Origin of the sequence: uncultured Flavobacterium sp. (assembly GCF_963975515.1) — a bacterium.
Classification (GTDB): domain Bacteria; phylum Bacteroidota; class Bacteroidia; order Flavobacteriales; family Flavobacteriaceae; genus Flavobacterium.
This window is the reverse complement of the sequence record NZ_CAXBGY010000007.1, coordinates 150,786-171,326: the sequence shown is the minus strand read 5'-3', so window position 1 is coordinate 171,326 and position 20,541 is coordinate 150,786. Positions and strand designations below refer to the sequence as shown.

The 20,541-nt window shown below is 29.5% G+C and carries 17 protein-coding genes; 7 read left to right on the top strand and 10 right to left on the bottom strand.

The window, feature by feature from the left end:
• Positions 1-333 precede the first annotated feature (333 nt).
• The 7 genes from AAC008_RS09765 to glyA form a co-directional block, all read right to left on the bottom strand.
• Entirely contained in the window at positions 334-1,140 is an 807-nt protein-coding gene (locus AAC008_RS09765; RefSeq protein ID WP_339889084.1) for a hypothetical protein, read from the bottom strand.
• Positions 1,140-1,619 (bottom strand): heavy metal-associated domain-containing protein, encoded by a 480-nt coding sequence (locus AAC008_RS09760; protein ID WP_339889083.1) that lies wholly within the window; start codon positions 1,617-1,619, stop codon positions 1,140-1,142. The genes AAC008_RS09765 and AAC008_RS09760 overlap by 1 nt, the downstream gene beginning before the upstream one ends.
• A 2-nt stretch (positions 1,620-1,621) precedes the next feature.
• Entirely contained in the window at positions 1,622-2,086 is a 465-nt protein-coding gene (locus AAC008_RS09755) for a TlpA disulfide reductase family protein (RefSeq protein ID WP_339889082.1), read from the bottom strand.
• A 7-nt stretch (positions 2,087-2,093) separates the two neighbouring features.
• The gene (locus tag AAC008_RS09750; RefSeq protein ID WP_339889081.1) at positions 2,094-3,047 is read right to left on the bottom strand and encodes a DUF3347 domain-containing protein; all 954 of its coding nucleotides are present in this window, start codon (positions 3,045-3,047) and stop codon (positions 2,094-2,096) included.
• Positions 3,048-3,142: 95 nt separating this feature from the next.
• Positions 3,143-3,523, bottom strand: coding sequence for a hypothetical protein (locus AAC008_RS09745; protein ID WP_339889080.1), 381 nt, complete (start codon positions 3,521-3,523; stop codon positions 3,143-3,145).
• Positions 3,524-3,582: 59 nt separating this feature from the next.
• Positions 3,583-6,747 carry a cytochrome c biogenesis protein CcsA gene (gene ccsA / locus AAC008_RS09740; RefSeq protein WP_339889079.1) on the bottom strand — a complete coding sequence of 1,055 codons (3,165 nt, stop codon included), beginning with the start codon at positions 6,745-6,747 and terminating at the stop codon, positions 3,583-3,585.
• Between the two features lie 173 nt (positions 6,748-6,920).
• Positions 6,921-8,195: a serine hydroxymethyltransferase gene (gene glyA / locus AAC008_RS09735; protein WP_339889078.1), complete on the bottom strand. Its 1,275-nt coding sequence runs from the start codon at positions 8,193-8,195 to the stop codon at positions 6,921-6,923.
• 111 nt (positions 8,196-8,306) lie between these two features.
• Between glyA and fahA the strand changes: the two genes are divergently transcribed.
• The 4 genes from fahA to AAC008_RS09715 all read left to right on the top strand — a co-directional run bounded on the left by fahA (position 8,307) and on the right by AAC008_RS09715 (position 13,165).
• A complete protein-coding gene (gene fahA, locus AAC008_RS09730; protein WP_339889077.1) occupies positions 8,307-9,590 on the top strand; it encodes a fumarylacetoacetase in 1,284 nt (427 codons plus the stop codon).
• A 210-nt stretch (positions 9,591-9,800) separates the two neighbouring features.
• Entirely contained in the window at positions 9,801-10,982 is a 1,182-nt protein-coding gene (locus AAC008_RS09725) for a hypothetical protein (protein WP_339889076.1), read from the top strand.
• Positions 10,983-10,997: 15 nt separating this feature from the next.
• On the top strand, positions 10,998-11,975 hold the full coding sequence (locus AAC008_RS09720; RefSeq protein WP_339889074.1) for a DUF2157 domain-containing protein: 978 nt from the start codon (positions 10,998-11,000) through the stop codon (positions 11,973-11,975).
• A gap of 2 nt (positions 11,976-11,977) precedes the next feature.
• Positions 11,978-13,165, top strand: a complete 1,188-nt coding sequence (locus AAC008_RS09715) for a hypothetical protein (protein ID WP_339889072.1) — start codon at positions 11,978-11,980, stop codon at positions 13,163-13,165.
• Here AAC008_RS09715 and ytxJ read toward each other — a convergent pair.
• The gene (gene ytxJ, locus AAC008_RS09710) at positions 13,162-13,566 is read right to left on the bottom strand and encodes a bacillithiol system redox-active protein YtxJ (RefSeq protein WP_339889071.1); all 405 of its coding nucleotides are present in this window, start codon (positions 13,564-13,566) and stop codon (positions 13,162-13,164) included. The genes AAC008_RS09715 and ytxJ overlap by 4 nt on opposite strands.
• Before the next feature lie 210 nt (positions 13,567-13,776).
• Between ytxJ and clpB the strand changes: the two genes are divergently transcribed.
• From clpB to AAC008_RS09695, 3 genes are all read left to right on the top strand, one after another.
• The gene (gene clpB, locus AAC008_RS09705) at positions 13,777-16,365 is read left to right on the top strand and encodes an ATP-dependent chaperone ClpB (RefSeq protein ID WP_339889070.1); all 2,589 of its coding nucleotides are present in this window, start codon (positions 13,777-13,779) and stop codon (positions 16,363-16,365) included.
• Positions 16,366-16,681: 316 nt separating this feature from the next.
• On the top strand, positions 16,682-17,797 hold the full coding sequence (locus tag AAC008_RS09700; RefSeq protein ID WP_339889069.1) for a DUF3667 domain-containing protein: 1,116 nt from the start codon (positions 16,682-16,684) through the stop codon (positions 17,795-17,797).
• A gap of 51 nt (positions 17,798-17,848) precedes the next feature.
• Positions 17,849-19,087 (top strand): ATP-binding protein, encoded by a 1,239-nt coding sequence (locus AAC008_RS09695; protein ID WP_339889068.1) that lies wholly within the window; start codon positions 17,849-17,851, stop codon positions 19,085-19,087.
• A gap of 120 nt (positions 19,088-19,207) precedes the next feature.
• Here the strand turns inward: AAC008_RS09695 and AAC008_RS09690 are convergent, their stop codons facing one another.
• Complete coding sequence (locus AAC008_RS09690) at positions 19,208-19,795, bottom strand: fasciclin domain-containing protein (protein WP_339889067.1); 588 nt, start codon at positions 19,793-19,795, stop codon at positions 19,208-19,210.
• Positions 19,796-19,946: 151 nt separating this feature from the next.
• On the bottom strand, positions 19,947-20,261 hold the full coding sequence (locus AAC008_RS09685; RefSeq protein ID WP_339889066.1) for an HPF/RaiA family ribosome-associated protein: 315 nt from the start codon (positions 20,259-20,261) through the stop codon (positions 19,947-19,949).
• Positions 20,262-20,541: the final 280 nt, after the last annotated feature.

The following is a 20,541-nucleotide window of genomic DNA, read 5'->3' as shown; positions in this document are numbered from 1 at the left end:
TCTAGGAAATATTTAATTATTTTATTTAACATCTGAATATAAAATTTATAACCATGGAAATACTATTTACCAAATATTTTGGCAATCAAGTTTTCAATATTCCTCTAAAGGTTTTTTTGCTTTAGAGGAATAGGTTAATTACAACTTATTAAAGTGAATTTTGGATAAGTATTGATTTTTTTTTAGTGTGATTCGTTTCCATAATAATTTTTTTGTTCATTAAGTATAAAAAAAGTAAAAACAAAACAGTTTAAAGATTTAATGAGATTGTTATATAATTTTTACTTTAACACTTTCGTGTTAATATAGCTCTATTTAATTGAGATTTTTATTTTAAAAAACATTGTAAAAATTGTATTCTAAATTTAGATAAACACCGTTTGGAGCTGTTCGTAACATAGAACTAATTAATTCATGTCGATAGGCCAAATCTATACGAGCTTGGCTATTGATAATAAATTGAACTGCAGGAACAACATCTAAATAAGATTTTCCATTTTCATTAATAGTTTGACCAACAAACTCCAGCATTAAATTAATATTGGTTTGTTTAAAACTAGTATATTTTTTAGGATACATTAATTTTCCAATTGAAAAAGTATAATTCGTTGCAGAATTGCCTAAAACATCTGGATATGGATTATTAGTACCATTATCTAAAGCTTTTTCAAAACTTAAAGAAGAACTTATGGCTACTTTATGTATTAACTTTGTAGCTATTAATCCAGCTTCATAACCTGAATTATGTCCCATAATTTCAATTTGTTCTTGATGAATGTCAGAATTATTGAAACTATATCTACCATAAGCTGCCAATCGAAAATGACTATTTAAGTCATCCGAAGAAAAAAAACGATACTTTGTATAAAAACTTCCACCTTCTGTAACTAGATCATTGTTCCTGTTACTTATAAAAGCCGTTCCTCTAAACATAAAATTTTTATTCAACCCATATGTAAGTTCAGGCATTAAGTGATAATTATATTCATCAGTCAATTTTTCTTTAAATAGAGAATTAAAAATTCTAGTTGATAAAGTATTTGTTGGAACATTACTTGCGGGATCAGTAACAACAAATAACTCTTGACTAAATATACTTTGTGTCAAAAAAAATACGATTACTAAATAAATATTCTTCATTAATTTAGAATTTTAAAATGAAAATCATCATCGTTATTTACTAAATACGTTTCTGAATTTTTGTATTTTTTGGATAGTTTTTTAAATTCCTTATCCGTTACAAAACCTTTATCTAAAACTTGTATTTGGAATTCATTTGTACCTGGAATTTCATTTTCATCAATATTGATATAGTTTTTCAATGTTCTTGAATCTACAGTAAGAACTAATGAACCAACAAAAAAACCAGCTTTCTCGACATTTTCCTTAAACAAATTGGGATTTGTATTTGCTCCCGCTTTCATTATTACCGTAAAAGTATTTGTATTTAAATCAGTTTCTACTGATTCTACTTCTGGTAAACTTTTTAATTGTTTATTTATGGCATTAGAACACATAGAACAAGTTAATCCTGTGGCTATAATTTCTGCTTTTACTATTTGTGCATTCGTTTGCAAAGCTAATAATAGTGTACATAGTGTGAATAGTATATTTTTCATTTTTATTTTTTTAAGTTAAGTAATTCTTCCTTTGATGGATTGATGGCTATTAAAATTCCATCTTCATTAAATAAATAGGTTGTTGGCAATTCTTCCACTCCAAATGTTAAGGCTGTTGTTGCATCAAATCCATTAGGGTCAATTAGTTGTGTGTATTTAATTTTGTCTTTTTCAATTGCTTTAATCCATTTTGCACTGTCTTTATCTAATGAAATTCCAATAATTTCTAGATCACTATCTAAAGTTTTATGTAATTGAACCAATTTTTTATTAGCAACTCTACAAGGAGCACACCATGAAGCCCAAAAATCAATTAATATGGGTTTTCCATTAAATGAGGAAATCGAAATCTCCTCATTCTTAGTGTTTTTTAATTTTAAATTAGGTAAAGAATCACCAACTTTAATTTGTGCATTGGATAGACAAAAAAATAGAATTGTAATTAGTAAATAAATTCTTTTTGTCATAGTTGAATTATTTAATAGTTTCAACAGTTTTACCACAACTCAACATCATAGAACCGTAATAGGGATTTTTAACGGTGTTTTCTTTGCTCAACCAATTGGCACCTTTTCCATCATTTGCCATTGGACAATGTTGCAAATAAACAGTAGAATCAGTTTTAGAAACTTTAATTAATTTGTAGATATTTTCAGAAAGTGTATCAAAAGCAGCTCTTTGTGTTTTAGTGTCTTTTGAATTAGCAATTGCTGTTGCGTCTGATTTTAAATTTTTCATGACTTTCATCCAAACCATATGAACATCCATTTTTAGTTCATTCATTTTTACGGCATTTAATGAAGTAACTAAAATTGTTGCTTTAGCAGAAGCATCTTTACCATCTGTTTTTACTAATGCATCTTTAACAGCAAAATAATTTTCATAAATAACGTCTAATTGATTCTCTTTTTTTATTTCCGATGTTTTTATTCCATTCTTTTTAGATTCCATTTTGGCTTTCATGTCATCATGTTTTGATTCCATTTTTGCATTAACTTCTTCTTTAATTTCTGCATTGATGTTATGTTCAGAATGATCTGTTTCGTTTTTCATTTCTGATTTCATTTCATCTTTAATTGGCGTTTTTGCTACTCTATCGTATTGACAACAACCGTGAAGATTATTATAAACATCATCAGGAGCTAAAAAAGAAGCATTATCATAACCTGCCAAAGCAATCTTTTTCAAAACGGCTTCTTTATTGGTTTTCTTCTCATCATAAGTGATAGTGGCAATTTTGGAATCCTTATCCCAGATTACAGAAGACTCTTTATTAACTGTTCCTGCTTTTTCAATTGTTTTTTTGCACATTCCACAGTTTCCAAATACTTCTGCAGTTTCTGTTTTCGAATTTTTAATTTGTGCGTAACTAGAAGTGAATGATACCAACATAATAGTTAGCATCAATATGTTTTTTATTGATTTCATTTTTGTAAATTTTATATTATTTGTAACTAAATTTTTCTCTTATTAGTTGAAAAACCAATAAGAATAAGCCATAAGATTGGCTATACAGTAAAAATTTAGCTTATTTTTGGAGGGCACCAAATACTAAAATAGTGTGTAGAAATATTTTTTTCTAAATAGAAAAAATTAACTTTTTTAGAAACAATTCTTTCTAGTGAAGAGTTAATTTTAAACGAAAGTAAAGGCATTATACTTGAAAATCCTGGTGCGAAACTACAATTTGCATTGTTACAACTTCCATCACATGATTTTTTATCAGATTTAGAGCTTTTACAACACGATTTTTCTGCTTCTTTTTCTTGTTGAGAATCTTTGGATAATTCACAACAAGCTTTCTTATTTGTAGTTTGTTTTGAAGAATTACAAGCATAAGATTCCATTGGGTTTAATAAAAAACCACAAAATAGAATAAAAAGTATGTAATGCATTTTCTTCATACAAGTCAAATTTACGAAAAAATTGGTTAACTAATATATTTTTAAGAAATCTTTAATGCTTATTTCTTATAATACTTTCGATATTTCTTTAAAGCAAAAAATGCTATTACTAAAACTCCTGCTAAAATATAAAAATAATACGTTACGTTTTGTTTTTCTCCTGAAGCATATGAATGCATTCCACTCAAATGAAAATTTACACCAAAATATGTCATCAATATAGAAGCAAAAGCTAAAACACTCATAAAGTTATAGGTCCATAATCCTCTTAAAGCAGGTACAAATCTAGCGTGAATTACAAAAGCATAAACCATAATACTAATTAAAGCCCAAGTTTCTTTTGGATCCCATCCCCAATATCTACCCCAACTTTCATTGGCCCATTGTCCACCTAAGAAGTTTCCAATAGTCAGCATTACTAGACCAACAGTTAAAGCTAATTCATTTATATATGTTATTTCTTGAATGTTTAGTTTCATTTTCTCTTTATTCTTTTCTGTAGTGAAAATCATTAAGAATAAAGCCACTAATCCAAGCATCATTGCAAGTGTAAAAGGTCCATAACTAGCTACAATTACCGCAACGTGAATCATTAACCAATACGAATTTAAAACCGGTTGTAGCGTTCCAATAGCTGGATCCATCCAATTCCAATGTGCAACCATTAATATCATTGAAACTACAAACGCTGTTGAAGCCACTGTTAATTTTGATTTTATATCAAAGGACAATCCAAAGAACATTGTTGCCCAAGCTACATATATCATACTTTCATAAGCATTACTCCAAGGTGCATGACCCGAAATATACCAACGGGCAATTAAACCAATTGTATGTAAAACAAAGAATAATCCAATTAAAATGTGAAATCCATTTATAGTATAATTAACCCATTTTCTTGACTTAAACATTCCTACAATAACAAAAACTAACATTAAAATTCCTGCTATCATATACCAATAATGTAACTTTTTAAAGATATCGTATTTATTATATAAAATTTCAGATTGTATCTTTTTATCAGATAGCATTACTTTTGAACCATATACTTTTTGATATTTGGTCAAACCCGATAAAAGACTATTAGGTAAAGTATAATCGTTATTTTGCGATGATTTGTTTATTGAATTTAAGTAATAAGGTAATATATTTTTTACAGTATCTAAAGCTGTTCCTGTTGGTTTATCGATTTCTAAATAGGAAACCCATTTATTATTAGCATCATTTGGAATTGGAAAAACTTTTAAAATTTGCCCGCCAATTGCTGAATATAATAAATTTACTTTTTTATCAGTTTCAATAAAGTCTTTTTGAAATTGATTTGGAATAGCTTCAGCATATGCTTTTTCAAGATAACGCTCTAATTTATAATTTCCTTTTTCATCAAAGAAATTTATCAGTGATGCATATTTTGCATCTTTATCAATTCCTGCAATTTTTCTAATGCTGTCATTTCCTCTTTTTAAATAAATAACTGGAATTTGATACCAATATTCAGGAAACTGAGTCATAGAAAGTAAAACTTGATCAGAATCCATACCTTCATAAGTATCATTTTTGGAAACTTTACGAAGTAATTCAGAAGAAAAAGTATTGATTGGCTTCATTCTTCCAATTGCATCTTGAATCACAATTTTTCCGAATGCATCAGCTTGTTCTTGAGAAACATTATATTTTTTTATAAACTCCAATGCTTTTGTTGCATCTGGTTGAATTGGAGCATTGGTATGTTCATTGTGATCATGTTGAGAAAAACCAACGAATGAAAACAATAAAAATCCAATAGTCATCAATTTTGATTTCTTAACTATTACATTTTCTAATTTACGTTTTACATCTGCAAAACGTGTGTTTTTGTCAAATAATATTGCCATTAAACCAAAATACAATAAGAAATAGCCAATATATGTAATCCAAGTTCCCCAAAAATCATGATTCACAGATAAGTTAGTTCCTTTTTCATCAGGATCAAAACCAGCTTGAAAGAATCTATGCCCATCATAATCTAAAATATTATTCATAAAAACACTGTCTTTAAAAACTTTATTATCTCGTTTATCGGTAATTTCTAAAATACTTTTGTACGCAGAATAACTCTTTTCTGTACCTGGATATTTGTCTGCAATAAAATCATCTAATTTTATAGAAAACGGTAATTCATATATTTTACTTCCATAAAATAAAGTAAAATCTAAATCACCCACTTTTACATTTTGTGGAACTCCTTGTTTTCCTCTTGAACCAACCAATGTTACTTCTTCTTCTTTACCTTGTACTTTTATAGTTACAGTTAAAGCATCATCTGATGATTTATCTTTATAATCATTATTTGATTTGTTTGTCAACTTTCCTTTAATAGCTGGTTCCGGCAATACAAACTGACTTCCACCAAGATTATATAATGAACGAAGCATCAATGGTTGAATTGAATCTTTTGCCACTTTTCCTTCAAATTTATCAGCCATTCTCATAAAATCTCCTTCAAAAGGTGCTTGAATAGTGTAAGTATCATCTACTTTTGTCAAGTTTATTGCTCCTTGTGTAAATTTATTAAAGGCAAAAAGTATGTTATGAATATTCTGAACTTCTCCTTCTTTTAGATAATGTTCATGTCGAGAACCTGAACTAGATTCAACTAATTTGATATAATATTGACCATTTTCATTTGCTTCAAAGGTTTCTGTAGTATTCATTACAAAATCCTTATACATAATTTCAAAAGGAACTCTACTAAACTCATCAGTAATAGAAAAGTTGTTACTGGCAAAAATTAAATTAATTGGTGTTAACAAAACGTCTTTTGAAAATGTTTTACGTTTCATTTCTCCATTGTAATCGCCATCAACAAAAGCTGTTATATATGTTTTATCAGAATAAAAAACGGAAGAAGTTTCCCCTTCTCTAATAGGCATCATTCCTTCATAACTAATATATCTTGTTACAAATGCACCAATTAATATTAAAATAAAAGATAAATGAAGCGTCAATGTTGCCCATTTTTCCTTTTTATATAGTTGATAACGTTGAATATTTCCAATAAAATTAATCACAAAAAACACCATTATTGTAGAGAACCACCAAGAATTATAGATAATTTTTCTAGCAACATCTGTATTGTAAGCATCTTCTATAAAAGTTCCGGCTGCCATTGCTCCTGCAAAAGAAATAAATAAAAAAGCCATTAAACGTGTAGAAAAAAGGACTGAAAATATATTTTTGTTCATAATGAATAATATTCGGAATAGATATAATTTATCGAGTGCAAAGATAATTAATTGTAAAAAGAAAAGCTTGATAAATCGACTTTATTAATAGATTTTTAAGATTTGATATAATAAAAAAATCACTTTAATTAATTAAAACTAAAGTGATTTTTATTTTTATTCAGCGATTGAGTTTAAAAAACAAACATTGCTCTTTCTCCCATTAATTGGTTGACTTCTTCTGCAACTTGTTCTAAAACATCTTCATCTGTATGATTTGTTAAAACTTTATCTATTAAAGCAACAATTGTCTCCATGTCACTTTCAACCATTCCACGAGTAGTGATTGCTGGAGTTCCAACACGAATACCTGAAGTTACAAATGGTGATTTATCATCAAATGGAACCATATTTTTATTTACCGTAATTTCAGCTTTCACCAATGCGTTTTCAGCTTCTTTACCTGTAATATTTTTATTTCTTAAATCAATCAACATCATGTGGTTATCAGTTCCACCTGAAATAATATCATAACCTCTTTTAACAAATGCTTCTGCCATTGCTTTAGCATTTTTCTGCACTTGCATAGTATAAGTAAAGAACTCATCCGTTAAAGCCTCTCCAAATGCAACAGCTTTAGCTGCAATAATATGCATTAATGGACCTCCTTGATTTCCAGGAAAAACGGCCATATCTAGAACGTGACTCATCATTCTTGTTTCTCCTTTTGGTGTTTTTAAACCCCAAGGATTTTCGAAATCTTTGCCCATCATTATCATTCCACCTCTTGGTCCACGTAATGTTTTATGAGTAGTTGTTGTAATTATATGACAATGAGGAACTGGATCACTCATTAATCCTTTTGCAATTAATCCTGCTGGATGAGAAATATCTGCTAATAAAATAGCTCCAACTGAATCGGCAATTTCTCTAAATCTTGCAAAATCCATATCTCTAGAATAAGCAGAAGCACCAGCAATAATCATTTTTGGTTGCTCTTTTGTAGCTATTTCTTGAATTTTATCATAATTTAAAACACCCGTTTCCTTATCAACTCCATAAAAAACAGGATTATATAATCTTCCTGAAAAATTAACTGGTGAACCGTGTGTTAAATGTCCACCATGAGATAAATCAAAACCTAAAATTTTATCTCCAGGTTTTAAACAAGCAAAAAATACAGCCGTGTTAGCTTGAGAACCACTATGAGGTTGTACGTTTGCATATTCAGCTCCAAATAAAGCTTTAGCTCTATCTATAGCAATTTGTTCAACTATATCTACTACTTCACAACCACCATAATAACGCTTTCCAGGATAACCTTCAGCATATTTATTGGTTAGTACAGAACCTGCTGCTTCCATTACTTGGTCGCTTACAAAGTTTTCTGAAGCAATTAATTCAATTCCGTGAATTTGTCTGTCTTGTTCGTCAAGAATTAGGTCAAAGATTTGTTCGTCGCGTTGCATTTGATGAATTTTCGTTAAATTTTCTTCAAATTTACAAAAATCGTTTGTTAAATTAATAGTAAAGTTTATATTTGGTTATTAATTTTTCAACAACAATTCAACAATATACTTATGCCGAATAATGCAAACGACCCAAAAAGAAAATCATGGATAGAAGTTCCTGCTAATAGTGACTTCCCAATTCAGAACATTCCTTTTGGTGTTTTTATTACTAAAGAAGATGTTATTACTATAGGAACTAGAATTGGAGATTGTGCCATTGATATGGGTGCACTTCAACAATTAGGCTATTTTAATGGTATCGACTTAACAGACGATATGTTCATGCAAGACACATTAAATGATTTTATTTCAGATGGAAAAAAAACATGGAGACTTGTAAGAAATCGTTTAGCTGAAATCTTTGACGAAAAAAATTCATCGTTGAGAGATAACAAAAAACAAAGAGATATCGTTATTTTTAAAATGGACGATATAGAAATGCAATTACCCGTTCAAATAGGAGATTATACTGATTTTTATAGTTCTAAAGAACACGCTACGAATGTTGGTAAAATGTTTCGTGATCCAGAAAATGCTCTTTTACCAAATTGGTTACATATTCCCGTAGGCTATCATGGGAGAAGTTCTACTATTGTACCAAGTGGAAAAAGCATAAGAAGACCAAACGGTCAAACAATGCCAGCTGATGCAACAGAACCTGTTTTTGGTCCATCCAAACTAGTTGACTTTGAATTAGAAATGGCTTTCATTACAACTGATGCAAATGTTTTAGGGGAACCTGTTCCAATTGATGAAGCTGAAGATTACATCTTCGGAATGGTTTTATTTAATGATTGGAGTGCAAGAGATATTCAAAAATGGGAATATGTACCCTTAGGTCCATTTTTAGCTAAAAACTTTGCTTCAACAATTTCTCCTTGGATTGTAACTATGGATGCTTTAGAACACTTTAAAACTAAAAGTTGTGAGCAATCTCCTGCTCCAATGAAATATCTTCAACAAAAAGACAAACATACTTTTGATATAAATCTTGAAGTTTCTTTACAACCCGAGAACAGTTCTGAAACAGTAATTAGTAAATCAAACTTTAAATATATGTATTGGACAATGGCTCAACAATTAGCCCATCATACGGTGAATGGTTGTAGAGTAAATTCGGGTGATATGATGGGTTCTGGAACAATTTCTGGACCAACTCCTGATTCTTATGGTTCTATGCTAGAATTATCATGGGGTGGAAAAAATCCTATAAAATTAAATGATGGTTCTGAACGAAAATTTATAAATGACAACGATACTGTTATTATGAGAGGTTTTTGTCAAAATAACGAAGTGAGAATTGGATTTGGTGAATGTGTTGGAAAGGTTTTACCCGCTTTAGAAATCAAATAAAAATCAAAACATTTAATATAAAATGCTGTTCTTAAAAGAATGGCATTTTTTTTGAATAGTCTATATCAATAGCCCTGATGGAAACGGCATCCTTTTTATATAGTTTTGACAAAAACTATATAAAAAGATATAGTGAACAGCAGGAAATAGCTCCTGAAATTAATTCAGGATAAATACAAAAAAATAATATATTTGCTAAAACCTTTACTCATGAAAAAAATTACTTTACTAGCATTAACATTCATACTAGTTGCTTGTGGATCTGGAAATATAGAAAAATTAATTAGCAACGGTGATTATGATGCTGCAATCGATAAAGCCATATCTAAATTAAGTAAAAATAAAGATGCAAAAGGAAAACAAGACTATGTATATTTATTACAAGAAGTATATGCAAAAGCAAATGAACGCGATTTAACTCAAATTAATAGATTAGTTAAAGAAGCAAGTGCGTCAAATTTTGAAAAAGTATATAACTTATATTTAGGACTACAATCTAGACAGGATAAAGTCAATCAAATTTTACCTTTAAAATTAATAAAAGAAGGTAAAAACGCTACCTTTATTAGAGTTGATTATACAGATGACATCATTTCAAGTAAAAATGGTTTATCTAGCTATTTGTATGCAAATTCTATAAAATTATTAGAATCTAAAAATAAAATAGATTTTCGTCAAGCTTATGATGATTTGATGTATTTAGATAAATTGAATCCTAATTTTAAAGATGTTCGCAAAAAAATTGATGAAGCTCAGTTTAAAGGAACTGATTTTGTGCACGTTTATACAAAAAACGAAACTAATATGGTTATTCCTATTCGTTTACAAGATGATTTATTGAATTTTGGAACTTATGGTTTAAATGACAAATGGACCGTTTATCACAATAATAAACAAAAAAACATTATATATGATTTTGGCATGTTAGTAAACTTTCGTCAAATAAATATTTCTCCAGAACAAATTAAAGAGAAAGAGTTTGTCAAAGAAAAACAAATTAAAGATGGAACAAAAACACTTTTAGACAATAACGGAAACGTAGTTAAAGATAGTTTAGGAAACCCAATAAAAATAGATAATTTTAAAACTGTTAGGGTCAATATTTATGAATTTAGACAATTCAAATCAGTACAAGTTACAGCAAAAGTTGATTATTTAGATTATAGAAATAATCAAACTATAGAAACTTTTCCTATAGCAAGTGAATTTGTTTTTGAAAACATTTACGCTACTTACAACGGTGACAAACAAGCTTGTGATAGCGATTATTATCATTTCTTTAACCAAAGAGCAGTTCAATTTCCAAGCAATGAACAAATGGTTTTTGATTCTGGTGAAGACCTAAAAGCTAAATTGAAAGATATTATTACTCGAAATAGGTTTAGAAAATAGAAAAAAATCCATTTTATGATAAATTTCAAAGAAAATGCTGCCAAAAAATTGTTCGAAAACGGATTAATTTCGGAAAATGAACACCAAAAAGTTGTTGCCTATCGAAAGTTGGGAATATTTTCACTTCACAACGAATTACGAGCTATTTTGTATCTTTCTGTTGTGCTAATTACAGGTGGAATAGGCGTACTTATTTATCAGAATATAGATTCTATTGGACATCAAGTTTTGTTGTTCTTGTTATTGATTGCAATTGGGTTTTGCTTTTATTTTAGTTATAAAAGCGCACCTAAATTTGCTAAAACATATACCGAATTTTCAAACTCTATGTACGATTATTTGGTTTTATTAGGTACGATTTTATTGTGTACATTTTTTGGTTATTTGCTATATCAATATTCTGTTTTTGGCACACAATATGGATTGGTAACACTTGTTCCGACAGTGATTTGTTTTGCAATTGCCTATTATTTTGACAACAAAAGTGTGCTTTCGATAGCTATTACTGGTCTTACCGCATTTATTGGTGTTTCAATAAACCCACAAATGATTTTAAATTTTGACTTACTAAATCCTAAAATATTAGGTTTATCGGCAATTACTCTTGGAACCATATTAGTGGCTTGGTCTATTTATTCTGAAAAAAACAAGCTAAAAACTCATTTTAATTTTGTTTTTCAAACTTATGCAATGCATCTAATTGGTTTGGCTTGTTTGTCAAACATAATTGATGGGTATTGGGGTGTTTTTCTGCTAATTTTGTTTGGTTCAATGTTTTATTTTTATCTAGAATCTGTCAAGCAAAAAGCCTTTTCATTATTTATTTTCTCTATTTTGTATGCTTATATTGGGTTTAATGTTTTGTTATTTCATCTGCTTGAAAACGTTGATTTTGGAGATCTTTTTGAATTATTCGTTTTTATTGTTCCTTTTTATTTTATTGCTTCAATTGTTGGTTTTATATTTCTAATCAAAAACTTTAAAAAACGATAATTATGATTGTATTTGATAAAAAATTACTCGAAAATACGTTTTTAGTAAATGAAGCTGAAAGTATGGCAAATTCTGGCTTTATAGATTATAAAGAATTTAAAAAGAAAACTGCAAATATTCCGACCTTAAAGTCACAAGATAATCTGTTAATTCGAATTGCCCTATTCATTTTAGGATGTTTGGCTTATGCTTCACTTTGCGGATTTGTTAGCCTTTTGGGTTTGAATAGTATTGATTCGAATTGGTATATTTTTTTATTAGTTTATGCACTAATTGGGTTTGTAATTCAAGAATTTTTGTTTGCGAAAAATGGTAAATTTTATGGCTATGGTTTAGACGATGCTTTTATATTAGGTACTTTTATTGCTATTGGTGCGTTTGCATCACAAGCTACAATGGGTTATAATTATACCTCAAACGACACATTAATTGCATTGGTACTTTTTATAGTTTCAAGTTTAGCTTATTTACGCTATTTACATATTCCTTCAATTATTATTGCTTGTCTTAGCATGACTTTTACTCTCTTTTACTCCGTTTATTCTTATCTTGAATATGGACAACAAATTTTGCCTTTTATCTTTTTAATATCTGGAGTATTGCTTTTTTACTTTTCTAACAAAACACTTTCTAGACTCACGCAACCTTATTATGAAAAGGGTCTTTTAATTACAAAATATTTTGGGCTTCTACTTTCTTATTTTGCGATGAATTATTTTGTTGTTCGGGAGTTATCATCTTCACTTAATGAAAGATATTATGAGGTTTCCCCACAAATTCCAATGTCATGGCTGTTTTATATATTCACAATTGGTTTTCCAGTGGTTTATTTATATTTTTCAATAAAAACACGAGATAGAATTTTACTTTATGTTGGATTAATCTGTCTTGGTTTTACAATTTTCACAATAAGATTTTATCATCATTTTTTACCAACTGAATGGGCCTTATTATTAGGTGGTATTTTATTATTTGCCATTGCCTATTTCACCATCCAAAAACTAAAAAACAGAGAAAGTGGTATAACTTTTATAAAAGATAAGTTTTCATCTACAAACACATTACTTAATTTAGAATTATTAGCAACGGCTGCATCTTTTGACTTGAAACCCGAAATAAAAGCTCCAGATTCTTCAATGGAATTTGGCGGTGGTGGTTTTAGTGGTGGTGGTGCGGGCGAAAATTTTTAACCCTGAATAAACTGCTTCAAATCATTAGCATCAATTCCATCATGAGTGGATGAAAAAACGGCTTTCCCATTTCTAATTACAATAATTTGTGGTGATTGATGTTCAACTTTATAACGATGTGCCATTTCATTAGAAATATCTCTATGATTTAACAAATCCAACAAATACCAATCTATTTTATCTTCTGTATAATTAAATTCAGCATCAAATCGCTTTAATGCAAAACGACTAATACTACAGCGTGTACTGTGTTTAAAAAGTACTACAGGTTTTGTTTGAGAAATTTCATCAACTTCATCCAATAATTTAATATCACCTAAAGTATAAAACTTAGCTTCTACTCTATTTTCATTCTTTTCTTCTGAATCATTTCCTCCGAATATTTTATCTAAAAATCCCATTTTTGTCTTGTTTTAGGACATTTTGACTGTTTTTATGATAAATATCATGAGAAACAAGTCATTTTGTCATTAATTTTGTATAGGTACATTTTTTGATTTGTACACTGCAAATGTAAAACAAATTAGCTAATTCATTTGTAAGCAATCGAACAGAATAAACATTAACAATATAAACAAGAGAATCTGAACTAAATTCAGATTAAAAAACATATGAACTTAAATAACTTAACAATCAAATCGCAAGAAGCTTTGCAACAAGCACAGCAAATTGCACAGAGTCTCGGCCATCAACAAATAGAAAATGAACATATTTTCAAAGGTTTGTTGGAAGTTGACGAAAATGTAACTCCGTTTATTTTAAAAAAACTAAATGTAAATGTTGATCTTTTCAAAAAAGTTTTGGACAGTACATTACAAAGTTTTCCAAAAGTAACAGGTGGCGAAATTCAATTGTCTCGTGATGCATCGTATATGTTGAACGAAGCCATTGCTATTGCAAAAAAAATGAATGATGAATACGTTTCCATCGAACATTTAATTTTAGCCATTTTCAAATCAAAAAGTAAAGTAGCACAAATCCTAAAAGATCAAAGTGTAACCGAAAAAGGATTAGAAAGCGCTATTGCCGAATTAAGAAAAGGAGAACGAGTTACCTCAGCTTCTGCGGAAGAAACATATAATGCCTTAAACAAATACGCTAAAAACCTAAACGAATTAGCCAAAAGTGGAAAATTGGATCCAGTTATTGGTCGTGATGAAGAAATTCGTAGAGTGTTACAAATTTTAACAAGAAGAACTAAAAACAATCCAATGTTAGTGGGTGAACCTGGTGTAGGTAAAACCGCTATTGCAGAAGGTTTAGCACACAGAATTGTTGATGGCGATGTGCCTGAAAATCTGAAAGATAAAATCATTTTTTCTTTAGATATGGGTGCTTTAATTGCCGGTGCAAAATTTAAAGGTGAATTTGAAGAAAGACTAAAAGCTGTTGTAAAAGAAGTAACATCTGCAGAAGGAGATATTGTCTTATTTATTGATGAAATTCACACTTTAGTGGGTGCTGGTGGTGGTGAAGGTGCAATGGATGCTGCAAACATTCTAAAACCTGCTTTAGCGCGTGGAGAACTTCGTGCTATTGGTGCAACGACTTTAGACGAATATCAGAAATATTTTGAAAAAGACAAAGCTTTGGAAAGACGTTTCCAAAAAATAGTTGTAGACGAACCTGATACAGAAAGTGCCATTTCTATTTTACGTGGAATTAAAGAAAAATACGAAACCCATCATAAAGTTCGAATTCAAGATGATGCTATTATTGGTGCTGTTGAATTATCACAACGTTATATTACCAATCGTTTTCTTCCAGATAAAGCAATTGACTTGATGGATGAAGCAGCTTCAAAATTACGTATGGAAATCAATTCAAAACCTGAAGATTTAGATGTTTTGGATAGAAAAATCATGCAATTAGAAATCGAAATTGAAGCAATCAAACGTGAGAATGATGAAACAAAACTAAAAGGTCTTGGTCTAGATTTAGCTAACTTGAAAGAAGAACGCAACGAAATGTACAGCAAGTGGAAAGCTGAAAAAGACGTTGTAGATAACATTCAAAGTGTAAAACAAGAAATTGAAGATTTAAAACAAGAAGCTGAACAAGCCGAAAGAAATGGTGATTATGGTAAAGTAGCCGAAATTCGTTACGGAAAAATCAAAGAAGCTCAAGAAAATCTGGATGCTTTACAAATACAATTAGCCGAAAATCAATCCGAAAACTCCTTAATAAAAGAAGAAGTTACTCGCGAAGATATTGCTGAAGTTGTTGCAAAATGGACTGGAATTCCAGTAATGAAAATGTTACAAAGTGATCGTGAAAAACTCTTAAACCTAGAAAACGAATTACACAAACGTGTTGTTGGGCAACAAGAAGCTATTGTAGCAGTGAGTGATGCGGTTCGAAGAAGTCGTGCTGGTTTACAAGACATGAAAAAACCAATTGGTTCGTTCTTATTCTTAGGAACAACTGGTGTCGGAAAAACCGAATTAGCAAAAGCTTTAGCTGAATATTTATTTGATGATGAAAGTGCCTTAACGCGAATTGACATGAGTGAATATCAAGAACGTCACAGTGTAAGCCGTTTGGTTGGTGCGCCTCCAGGATATGTAGGTTATGATGAAGGTGGTCAATTGACAGAAGCTGTTCGAAGAAAACCGTATTCTGTGATTCTCTTAGATGAAATTGAAAAAGCACATCCTGATACGTTTAATATCTTGTTACAAGTTTTAGATGAAGGTCGTTTAACGGATAACAAAGGAAGAACTGCTGATTTCAAAAACACCATTATCATTATGACTTCTAATATGGGAAGTGATATTATTCAAGAGAAATTTGATAACTTAAAAGGAAGTATTGAAGCAGCAACAGAAGCTGCAAAAGTTGAAGTTCTTGGTTTATTAAAACAAACTGTTAGACCTGAATTTATTAATCGTATTGATGAAATTGTATTGTTCACACCCTTAACAAATGAAAATATTCGAGAAATTGTTGGCATTCAATTGAAAGGTGTGACTAAAATGTTAGCAAAACAGCAAATAACATTAGATGCAACAACAGAAGCAATAGATTATTTAGCCGAAAAAGGTTTCGATCCTCAATATGGTGCTAGACCCGTAAAAAGAGTTATCCAAAGAGAAGTTTTAAACGAATTATCTAAAGATATCTTATCCGGAAAAATTACAACAGATAGTAAAATTTTATTAGATAGCTTTGATGGAAGTTTAGTTTTTAGAAACGAATAAATTAGTGTTCATTATTTGGTAGTAGTTTTAATTTGCTATTGAACTCGAAATTGATTTTGTTTAGTTAGTTTTATTAAAAACTCCCAATGTTCTAATGTGAATATTGGGAGTTTTTTTATCTAAATTCTTTTATTTAGCATTCCTTCAAAAAGAAATTAGTTAAAATATCTGTTTCAAAACTCATATTCTTCATTAAAAAAAACCAAAAATTATCAGTTATATAAACTATGAATAATATAAGATTTTTAAATCACAGTATCAAGTCATTTTATTAACCTACTTTTACTTCAATTGTTACTTAATACAGTTTTAGTTAATGGGTATAAAACCAACACGAGAAGATAAGACTTGCCAAAATTGTAATCATGTGGTACAGGATCGTTTTTGTCCTAAATGTGGGCAGGAAAATATTGAGACTAGAAAAAGCTTCCGTCACATCTTTAGTCATTTTCTAAAAGATTTAACCCATTATGATAGCAAGTTTTGGAAAACTATCTTTACCTTGTTTTTTAAACCAGCTGCTTTATCTAAAGCTTATATTTCTGGTAAAAGATTGCGCTACTTGGATCCTTTTCGACTTTACCTTTTTATCAGTTTTATTACCTTTCTTACATTGTCCTTATTTTCTGTTACTACCCCTGATGTTAAAGACACTCCTAAAGTAATACAGACAAAAGAAAACAACATTCCGTCGATTGATTCATTACATATTAAAGAGAAAAGTATTGATGGGTTGACGAAAATTGGGTTGATTACACAAAAGAATAATGATACTATTAAGAAGATTTTAAAAGAATCTGATGCGACTCATTCAAAGGAAATTCATACAAAGGAAGTTCATTCTAAAGAAAATAATGATAAAGGCCTTTTTAAACTGGGTTACAAAAATCTAGCAGAATTAGATTCACTTCAAAAAACAGGTTCAGAAAACTTGGAAGAGAATACAACTAAATATTGGTTTCTAAAGAAATGGCTTAGTGTTGAAGAAGAACGAACTGAAAAAGAGATTTTTACTGATTTTAAAATGTCATTCAGTAAGAATTTCCCTAAGGTAATGTTCTTGTATTTACCTCTTTTTGCATTTATTTTATATCTTTTTCATAATAAAAAACATTGGTTTTATTTTGATCATAGCATCTTTACCTTACATTATTTTTCGTTTCTGCTATTAATGACTTTAGCTCTTTTCTTTGTTGATAAATTAAAACCTTTAGCCGAAACCTATCCTAATATTGCATGGTTACATTTTGGATTGAAGACTTTGGGTTATGTATATATGCTCTATTACTTCTTTCCTGCACACCGTCTTTTTTATGGTGATAAATTTTTTCTTTCTTTTTTTAAAAGCAGTCTAGTTTATATCATTAATATCATCTTGTTTAGTGTCATGTTAATTCTGTTTAGTTTGTACACTTTTTTAAATTTAAATTAAAATGTATAACCTATCATTACTTGATTTATCTTTGAAGACCTTTAAAAGAAAATGGATAAAGAATTAACTCCTTTAAATAATACTAAAAGTCATCAAACTGAAGACAAGCAAGACAGTGCTATGGAATTAATTATTGCTAATAAAAAACTTGCTTTTCAACTCGTTGAGAAAGAAAAAAGAGCCGCTGAATTATTGATTACCACATCAGAACTTGCCTTTCAACTTATTGAAAAAGATAAACGTGCTGCTGAATTAGTGATTGCAAACAAAGAATTAGAATATCAAAATCAAGAAAAAGAAAATCGTGCTGCCGAATTAGCGATTGCCAATAAAGAGCTTGCTTATCAAAACAAAGAAAAAGAAAAACGCGCGGCCGAATTAGTTATTGCTAATAAAGAGTTGGTATTTCAAAATAAAGAAAAAGAAAAACGTGCCTCAGAATTATTAACTGCAAATAAAGAACTTGCGTTTCAAAATAAAGAAAAAGAAAATCGTGCTGCTGAATTGGTGATTGCCAATAAAGAGCTTGCTTATCAAAACAAAGAAAAAGAAAAACGCGCGGCCGAATTATTGATTGCTAATAAAGAATTGGAATCGTTTACGTTTATTTCAAGTCATGACTTACAAGAACCTCTTAGAAAAATACAAACTTTTTCAAGTAGAATTCTAACGGAAGAATATGATTATTTATCGGCAAAAGGAAAACACTATTTTGAACGTATGCAGCTTTCGGCATTGCATATGCAAACTCTTATTAATGATTTAATTGCTTATTCTCGTACGAATAAAACAGAAATGAAGTACGAATATAGTGAGTTGAATAAAATTGTTGGAGAAGTAATGATTACACTTGATAAAGAATTGAAGAAAAAAAATGTTACGATTGAGTTACATCAAATATGTGAACTTAAGATTATCAAATTTCAGTTTCATCAACTATTACAAAATCTTATCAGTAATGCTATTAAATTCTGTAAATTAGAGGTTAACCCACACATCATCATCAAAGGTGTTTTTGTAAAATATGATGCATCAAATACCGAAAAATTTATGCTAAAAGAAAATCATTATCATATTAGCGTTAGCGACAACGGTATTGGGTTTGATCCTCAATTTAAACATAGAATATTTGAAGTTTTTCAGCGCTTAAATCAAAAGAACGATTATGAAGGAACAGGTATTGGATTAACTATCGTGAGAAAGATTGTGGAAAATCATAATGGAATTATTACAGCAGATAGTGAAATAGATAAAGGAGCTCGATTTGATATTTATATTCCTGCTAATTAATAATAAGTCTAGCTTTTTCTTTGAAGCTAACTTTACGATTAATTTCTTCAAACCATAAAAAAAGCCACCCAATTTCAGGCAGCTTTTAAAGAATAATAATTAACCAAATTTATTATAAAATTATTTTGGCATTACAACTGTATCAATTGCGTGAATAACTCCGTTTGAAGCAGCAACGTCAGCCATTGCAACAGTAGAACTATTTCCGTTTGCATCAGTCAAGACTACTTTACCATCTTTTAAGCTTAAATCAATTTTACCTCCTTGTACAGTAATTACAGTAAATTTACCGTTGTTTTTGTTTATTGCATCAATTACAGCTGCAGCTTCAAATTTACCAGCAACAACGTGATACGTTAAAACACTTTTTAATTTTTCTACATTTTCTGGTTTTAATAAATTATCAACTGTTCCAGCTGGTAATTTAGCAAATGCATCGTTCATTGGAGCAAAAACTGTAAATGGACCTTCACTACTTAACGTTTCAACTAAACCTGCTGCTTTAACTGCCGCAACTAAAGTTGTAAAATTCTCATTTCCGACAGCTACGTCAACAATTGTTGTTGGTGTAACTTCTTCCACTACTTCTGTAACTGTTTCTGTTGAATCAACAGCAAAACCTTCGTCTTCTGCTTTTTTTCCATCTGCACATGAAGACATTACTAATGCTGCGAAAGAAAAAATACTAATTTTTTTTACTAAATTCATCTTTTTAAATATTTAAAGTTGTTAATACATCACAAATGTAATTATTATTTTGTTTAACATTCATAAACAAATGTTAAACAAAAAATAAATATTTTTTTGGCATAAAAAAACCCAATTAAAAAAATTGGGTTTAGAAATACTAATTTAAGTTTTAATGCTCTCTCATTTTTTCATGAGCAGAACTTAAGACTCTTTTTACTTTGTTTAATGCGTTGTTAAAAGCTTTTTCGATTGTATCAGCATGATCCGTAACTGCAACAGGCTCTTTTTTTGCTACCCTAACCTCAATTAAGCATCTTTTATCGTTTTTACCAAATTTCTCACTATTTTCGTCTCCAAAATGAACCTCTACTCTTGTTATTAAGTTGTCAAAACGTTCTAATTCAGTACTTATCTCATTCGAAAAAAAGTTAGTTAATCGCTCACTATTTTCAATGTGGTTGTCGGTGTTAATTTGTATTTGCATATAGTTTTATTGTTTTTTATTAATACCCTAAATTTACAGCTATTTCGAGACTTTTCAAAAAAAATTAGGATAAGTTTAGTATTTAATTTAAACTAGGTTTCAGATTAAATATTAAGCTTATTAATCACGTTCCAATAAAATAATCTTGCCGTCAAAACAATGAGAAAAACTAATAAGCAACTTTCCTAGCCTATTAAAATTGAAAAAAATCAAATTTCTTTATCCATGTTCAAAACTCAAAAAATCCTCATAATCAATGTTTTACAAAGTCAAACCGTTT

What these genes read in the sequence shown, in the direction of transcription:
- AAC008_RS09765 (WP_339889084.1), bottom strand. Translation starts at nt 1,140, where the DNA reads ATGAAGAATATTTATTTAGTAATCGTATTTTTTTTGACACAAAGTATA.
- AAC008_RS09760 (WP_339889083.1), bottom strand. Translation starts at nt 1,619, where the DNA reads ATGAAAAATATACTATTCACACTATGTACACTATTATTAGCTTTGCAA.
- AAC008_RS09755 (WP_339889082.1), bottom strand. Translation starts at nt 2,086, where the DNA reads ATGACAAAAAGAATTTATTTACTAATTACAATTCTATTTTTTTGTCTA.
- AAC008_RS09750 (WP_339889081.1), bottom strand. Translation starts at nt 3,047, where the DNA reads ATGAAATCAATAAAAAACATATTGATGCTAACTATTATGTTGGTATCA.
- AAC008_RS09745 (WP_339889080.1), bottom strand. Translation starts at nt 3,523, where the DNA reads ATGAAGAAAATGCATTACATACTTTTTATTCTATTTTGTGGTTTTTTA.
- ccsA (WP_339889079.1), bottom strand. Translation starts at nt 6,747, where the DNA reads ATGAACAAAAATATATTTTCAGTCCTTTTTTCTACACGTTTAATGGCT.
- glyA (WP_339889078.1), bottom strand. Translation starts at nt 8,195, where the DNA reads ATGCAACGCGACGAACAAATCTTTGACCTAATTCTTGACGAACAAGAC.
- fahA (WP_339889077.1), top strand. Translation starts at nt 8,307, where the DNA reads ATGCCGAATAATGCAAACGACCCAAAAAGAAAATCATGGATAGAAGTT.
- AAC008_RS09725 (WP_339889076.1), top strand. Translation starts at nt 9,801, where the DNA reads ATGAAAAAAATTACTTTACTAGCATTAACATTCATACTAGTTGCTTGT.
- AAC008_RS09720 (WP_339889074.1), top strand. Translation starts at nt 10,998, where the DNA reads ATGATAAATTTCAAAGAAAATGCTGCCAAAAAATTGTTCGAAAACGGA.
- AAC008_RS09715 (WP_339889072.1), top strand. Translation starts at nt 11,978, where the DNA reads ATGATTGTATTTGATAAAAAATTACTCGAAAATACGTTTTTAGTAAAT.
- ytxJ (WP_339889071.1), bottom strand. Translation starts at nt 13,566, where the DNA reads ATGGGATTTTTAGATAAAATATTCGGAGGAAATGATTCAGAAGAAAAG.
- clpB (WP_339889070.1), top strand. Translation starts at nt 13,777, where the DNA reads ATGAACTTAAATAACTTAACAATCAAATCGCAAGAAGCTTTGCAACAA.
- AAC008_RS09700 (WP_339889069.1), top strand. Translation starts at nt 16,682, where the DNA reads ATGGGTATAAAACCAACACGAGAAGATAAGACTTGCCAAAATTGTAAT.
- AAC008_RS09695 (WP_339889068.1), top strand. Translation starts at nt 17,849, where the DNA reads ATGGATAAAGAATTAACTCCTTTAAATAATACTAAAAGTCATCAAACT.
- AAC008_RS09690 (WP_339889067.1), bottom strand. Translation starts at nt 19,795, where the DNA reads ATGAATTTAGTAAAAAAAATTAGTATTTTTTCTTTCGCAGCATTAGTA.
- AAC008_RS09685 (WP_339889066.1), bottom strand. Translation starts at nt 20,261, where the DNA reads ATGCAAATACAAATTAACACCGACAACCACATTGAAAATAGTGAGCGA.